Raw genomic sequence first — 4,236 nt, 5'->3', positions numbered from 1 at the left:
GCGGAGGGCCGATCGGCGTTCCCCCGGACGCCGCCACGGCACGGGGGTCGCGCCGCGGCGCGGCCCGCTCGGGAGAACGCCGCCACGGCACGGGGGTCGCGCCGCGGCGCGGCCCGCTCGGGGAGCGGGCCGTGCCGTGTCGACCGGGTGAGGGCCATGGCCCAACTGCCTTCCACACACTGTCGGTAGGTGACGGGGGCCGGCCCCGCCACGGGCGGCCGAGGCGTACCCGGCCCTCACTCTCTGTTGTCACCGCGCCGACTCTCCGCCAAACAACCATTGTTCGAATGAGGGGTGTTGCGGGTATCACCCGGTCGGATGGGACCGACCCCACCGACCGTAAACGTCCAGGGAGTTGGGCTGATGACGCTCTGGTACGAGGGGCCGCTCGCGGCCTTCGACACCGAGACCACCGGCGTGGACGTGGAACGCGACCGGATACTCTCCGCAGCCGTCGTCGTGCAGCCCCACATCACCTCGCCGCCCCGCTGTACGTCGTGGCTCGTCTCCCCCGACGTGGAGATCCCGGCCGCGGCCACCGCCGTCCACGGGCTGACGCTGCCGCATCTGCAGCGCCTGGGCCGGTGGCCGGCGCCGGTGATGGAGGAGGTCGGCAAGGCGCTGGCGGCACAGTGCGCGAGCCACGTGCCGCTGGTGGTGATGAACGCCCCGTTCGATCTGACGCTGCTGGACCGCGAGTTACGCCGGCACCGCGCCTCGTCGCTGCCGAAGTACCTCGGCGGCGCACCGCTGTGCGTGCTGGACCCGCTGGTGCTCGACCGGCACCTCGACCGCTACCGCAAGGGCCGCCGCACGCTCACGGCGCTGTGCGAGCAGTACGGCGTGGAGCTGTCCGGCACCCACGAGGCGGGCGCGGACGCGACGGCGGCGCTGCGCCTCGTACGGGCCATCGGACAGCGCCACGCGGACCGGCTGGGGGACCTGAGCGCGCCGGAACTGCACACGCGGCAGGCGGTGTGGCACGGCGCGCAGGCGCGGGGCCTGACGGCGTGGTTCGCGCACACGGGCTCGGCCGAACGCTGCGACCCGGCCTGGCCGTTGCGCACGAGCGGCCTGGCGACGGTGGCCTGACCGCGGTGCCGGGAGCCGCGCAGCAACGGCGAAGGCGACCCGTGTCCGCGCTTTCCGCAGACGCAGGTCGCCTTCGTCTTGTGGGCGATACTGGGATCGAACCAGTGACCTCTTCGGTGTGAACGAAGCGCTCTCCCCCTGAGCTAATCGCCCGGAGCACCTTGGTGGCGCGGTCAGAACCATACAGGGCGGTGGGGTTGCCGTTCAAACCCGTTGCCGGGGCGGGGCCGGAGTCACCCGGAGTGAGCATCCCCGTGTACGCACCCTCCGCGCGCCTCCGTCACACCGCGCCCGATTCTCGTTACTCTCCGCATCCAGAGAGCCCAAACTATCCGCGCCCCAGAGTTCACCGGAACGGCCCCGCTGCGACAAGCCTCACTAGGCCGGACGAACTACGAAAAACATCACAAAACAGTCAGAGGGGTTTACAACGCCCCGGTAGGTGGCATGTCGACTTCGCCGACGTGCGAATCCCCGAGCGCACACTGAGCGAAAGGCCCTGGCGCTTATGAACCACACGGTCAGCTGCGAGCTGCACCTGCGCCTCGTTGTGTCGAGCGAGTCTTCCCTGCCTGTCCCCGCAGGTCTGCGGTACGACACCGCGGATCCTTACGCCGTGCACGCCACCTTCCACACGGGCGCAGAAGAGACGGTCGAATGGGTGTTCGCCCGCGACCTCCTCGCCGAAGGGCTCCACCGCCCGACCGGCACCGGCGACGTCCGCGTCTGGCCATCCAGAAGCCACGGCCAGGGCGTCGTCTGCATCGCCCTCAGCTCGCCCGAGGGCGAGGCACTGCTCGAAGCACCCGCGCGGGCGCTGGAGTCCTTCCTGAAGCGCACGGACGCCGCCGTGCCGCCCGGGACGGAGCCACGCCACTTCGACCTCGACACCGAGCTCTCGCACATCCTCGCGGAGAGCTGAAGCCCGTACGACCTCACCGTCCGTAGCCGTCAGCCTCGGGGAGACGGCCGGACCGCAACCGGACAACCGCACCAGGCACCGCCGTCGTTCCACCGTGGGCGACGGCGGTGTCACGTTTTGGCTAGAGTCGGCGTCGGACCGACCAGGGGAACGCGCGGCCCGACCAGGGGAGCGGAACGGTGCTGATCAATCACGACACCCGGTGCGCGCTCGACATCGTCGTGGCGCTTTTGAACACGGACACCGGGGACGGGGGCGGGGAAGCGGACGCGCTGGTGGACGTGGGGGCGCTCCAGGGATTCGTCGACGAGCACGGGATCAGCGGCCTCGAAGCGCTCTGCCGCTCCGACGTGGCCGCCGTCCGGGCCGTACGGAACGACCTCTCGGCCGTCTTCGCCGCCGCGGACGACCGGGCGGCCGCGGAGCGGCTCAACGCCATCGTGGCCGCCGCCGGGACCACACCGCAGCTCACGGACCACGACGGCTACGAGTGGCACGTGCACTACTTCGCGCCCGGCGCCTCCGTCGCCGAACACCTGGCCGCGGACGGCGGAATGGCCCTCGCGTTCCTCGTCGTCGCCGGCGAGCGCGAGCGGCTGCGCCGCTGCGAGGCGCCGGACTGCGGCCGGGCGTTCGTCGACTACTCGCGCAACCGGTCCCGCCGCTACTGCTCCAGCCGCACCTGCGGCAACAGGCTGCACGTGGCGGCGTACCGCGCGCGGCAGCGCGAGGCGGCGGCCGGCGGGGCGGCGCTCACCAGCCGATGAGGTCGTAGACCGAGGTGCCGAAGATCAGCCCGCCCACGACGGTGAGGAAGAGCATCAACGGCGGCTGGGACAGGGCGAAGAGGCAGCCGCGGGGCTCGGCAGGGGCGGGAGGCCGCGGTGCGCGCGTGTGATCGTTCATCTCGCGCAGATAATTGCGCAGGCCCGCATGCCCGAGTGGGCAACACGCCAGGAAAACCCGGCCTGTTCACGAAGATCGGCCGTGCTTGATCGGTTTCTGTCGGCGGACGTCGACTTGGCGGCTGCGCAGGGTAGTTCGGTGGGCCCGCAGCGTCAGATTCCGTGCTTCTTCAAGATCGCCTCGATATCGGAGAAGTCCTCGTCCCCGGAGCCGGACCCCCGCCGCGGACGCCGCCCTCTCCTCGATGGCCTTCGCCTTCGTCAGCTGCCAGAACTACCCCGACGGCCACTTCACCGCCCACCGCCACCTCGCCGAGGAGGACGTCGACGTCGTCGTCCACCTCGGCGACTACATCTACGAGGGCGGCGCCCAGGGCACCATCGGCCGCGGCCACCTGCCCGCCGGCGAGATCCACTCGCTCGCCGACTACCGGGTGCGCTACGGCCAGTACAAGCGGGACCCCGACCTTCAGGCCGAACACGCCGCCCACCCCTGGATCGTGGTGCTCGACGACCACGAGGTCGACAACAACTGGGCCGACGGCCTCGACGGCGACGACGTCGGCGGCGCCGAGTTCGAGGCCAGGCGCGCCGCCGCCTTCCAGGCGTACTACGAGAACCTGCCGCTGCGCCGCTCCTCCCTGCCGGCGGGCCCGCACATGCAGCTCTACCGCCGGCTGCCCTACGGCACGCTCGCCCAGTTCCACGTCGTCGACACCCGCCAGTTCCGCGACAACCAGGCGTGCGGCGACGGGCGGCAGTTCGACTGCGACGAGCGGCTGGATCCGGAGCGCACCATGCTCGGCGCCGAGCAGGAGGCGTGGCTGCTCGACGGGCTCACCCGGTCGCGTACCACCTGGGACGTGATGGCCAACCAGATCATGACCATGCAGGGCGACTCCGCCGAGGGCATCGAGCAGGCGTTCGGCATGGACACCTGGGACGGCTACGCCGCCGCGCGGCAGCGCCTCTTCGACGGCGTGGAGAAGCGCGGCATCGGCAACTTCGTCGTCGTCACCGGCGACGCCCACCGCAGCGTGGCCGCCGACCTCAAGCACGACTTCGACGACCCCGCCTCGGCCACCGTCGGCGTCGAGTTCCTCGGCACCTCCGTCAGCTCGGGCGGCAACGGCTCGGACCAGGACGAGTGGGGCAGGGTCTGGCTCCAGGAGAACCCGCACATGAAGTTCCACAACGTCCAGCGCGGCTACGGCGTCTGCGAGGTGACCCGCGAGAGCTGGCGCACCGACTACCGCGTCGTCTCCCACGTCTCCAGCCCCGGCGCCCCCGTCGCCACCCGCGCCCGCGTCCATGTGG

The 4,236-nt window shown here is 71.3% G+C and carries 5 protein-coding genes and 1 tRNA gene; 4 read left to right on the top strand and 2 right to left on the bottom strand.

Going from position 1 to position 4,236, the window contains the following annotated elements:
• The first annotated feature begins 363 nt into the window (after positions 1-363).
• Positions 364-1,092 (top strand): exonuclease domain-containing protein, encoded by a 729-nt coding sequence (locus H5J30_RS19790; RefSeq protein ID WP_181788743.1) that lies wholly within the window; start codon positions 364-366, stop codon positions 1,090-1,092.
• Between the two features lie 81 nt (positions 1,093-1,173).
• Here H5J30_RS19790 and H5J30_RS19785 read toward each other — a convergent pair.
• Positions 1,174-1,245: transfer RNA gene (locus tag H5J30_RS19785), tRNA-Val, on the bottom strand.
• A gap of 355 nt (positions 1,246-1,600) precedes the next feature.
• Here H5J30_RS19785 and H5J30_RS19780 point away from each other — a divergent pair.
• Together H5J30_RS19780 and H5J30_RS19775 are read left to right on the top strand one after the other, a co-directional pair.
• Positions 1,601-2,014: an SsgA family sporulation/cell division regulator gene (locus H5J30_RS19780; RefSeq protein ID WP_018836768.1), complete on the top strand. Its 414-nt coding sequence runs from the start codon at positions 1,601-1,603 to the stop codon at positions 2,012-2,014.
• A gap of 179 nt (positions 2,015-2,193) precedes the next feature.
• Positions 2,194-2,781: a CGNR zinc finger domain-containing protein gene (locus tag H5J30_RS19775; RefSeq protein WP_181788742.1), complete on the top strand. Its 588-nt coding sequence runs from the start codon at positions 2,194-2,196 to the stop codon at positions 2,779-2,781.
• Here H5J30_RS19775 and H5J30_RS19770 read toward each other — a convergent pair.
• The gene (locus H5J30_RS19770; RefSeq protein ID WP_181788741.1) at positions 2,768-2,920 is read right to left on the bottom strand and encodes a hypothetical protein; all 153 of its coding nucleotides are present in this window, start codon (positions 2,918-2,920) and stop codon (positions 2,768-2,770) included. The genes H5J30_RS19775 and H5J30_RS19770 overlap by 14 nt on opposite strands.
• Before the next feature lie 244 nt (positions 2,921-3,164).
• On the opposite strand from H5J30_RS19770, the gene H5J30_RS19765 reads away from it, so the two are divergent.
• Positions 3,165-4,236: alkaline phosphatase D family protein (locus H5J30_RS19765; RefSeq protein WP_258563419.1), on the top strand; the 1,072-nt coding region annotated here is incomplete at its 3' end.

It is taken from the genome of Streptomyces phytophilus, from assembly GCF_013870535.1.
In the GTDB taxonomy this organism is placed as follows: domain Bacteria; phylum Actinomycetota; class Actinomycetes; order Streptomycetales; family Streptomycetaceae; genus Streptomyces; species Streptomyces phytophilus.
Note: the sequence above shows the minus strand (reverse complement) of the source record. Positions and strands in the feature narration are given on the sequence as shown.

What these genes read in the sequence shown, in the direction of transcription:
- H5J30_RS19790 (WP_181788743.1), top strand. Translation starts at nt 364, where the DNA reads ATGACGCTCTGGTACGAGGGGCCGCTCGCGGCCTTCGACACCGAGACC.
- H5J30_RS19780 (WP_018836768.1), top strand. Translation starts at nt 1,601, where the DNA reads ATGAACCACACGGTCAGCTGCGAGCTGCACCTGCGCCTCGTTGTGTCG.
- H5J30_RS19770 (WP_181788741.1), bottom strand. Translation starts at nt 2,920, where the DNA reads ATGAACGATCACACGCGCGCACCGCGGCCTCCCGCCCCTGCCGAGCCC.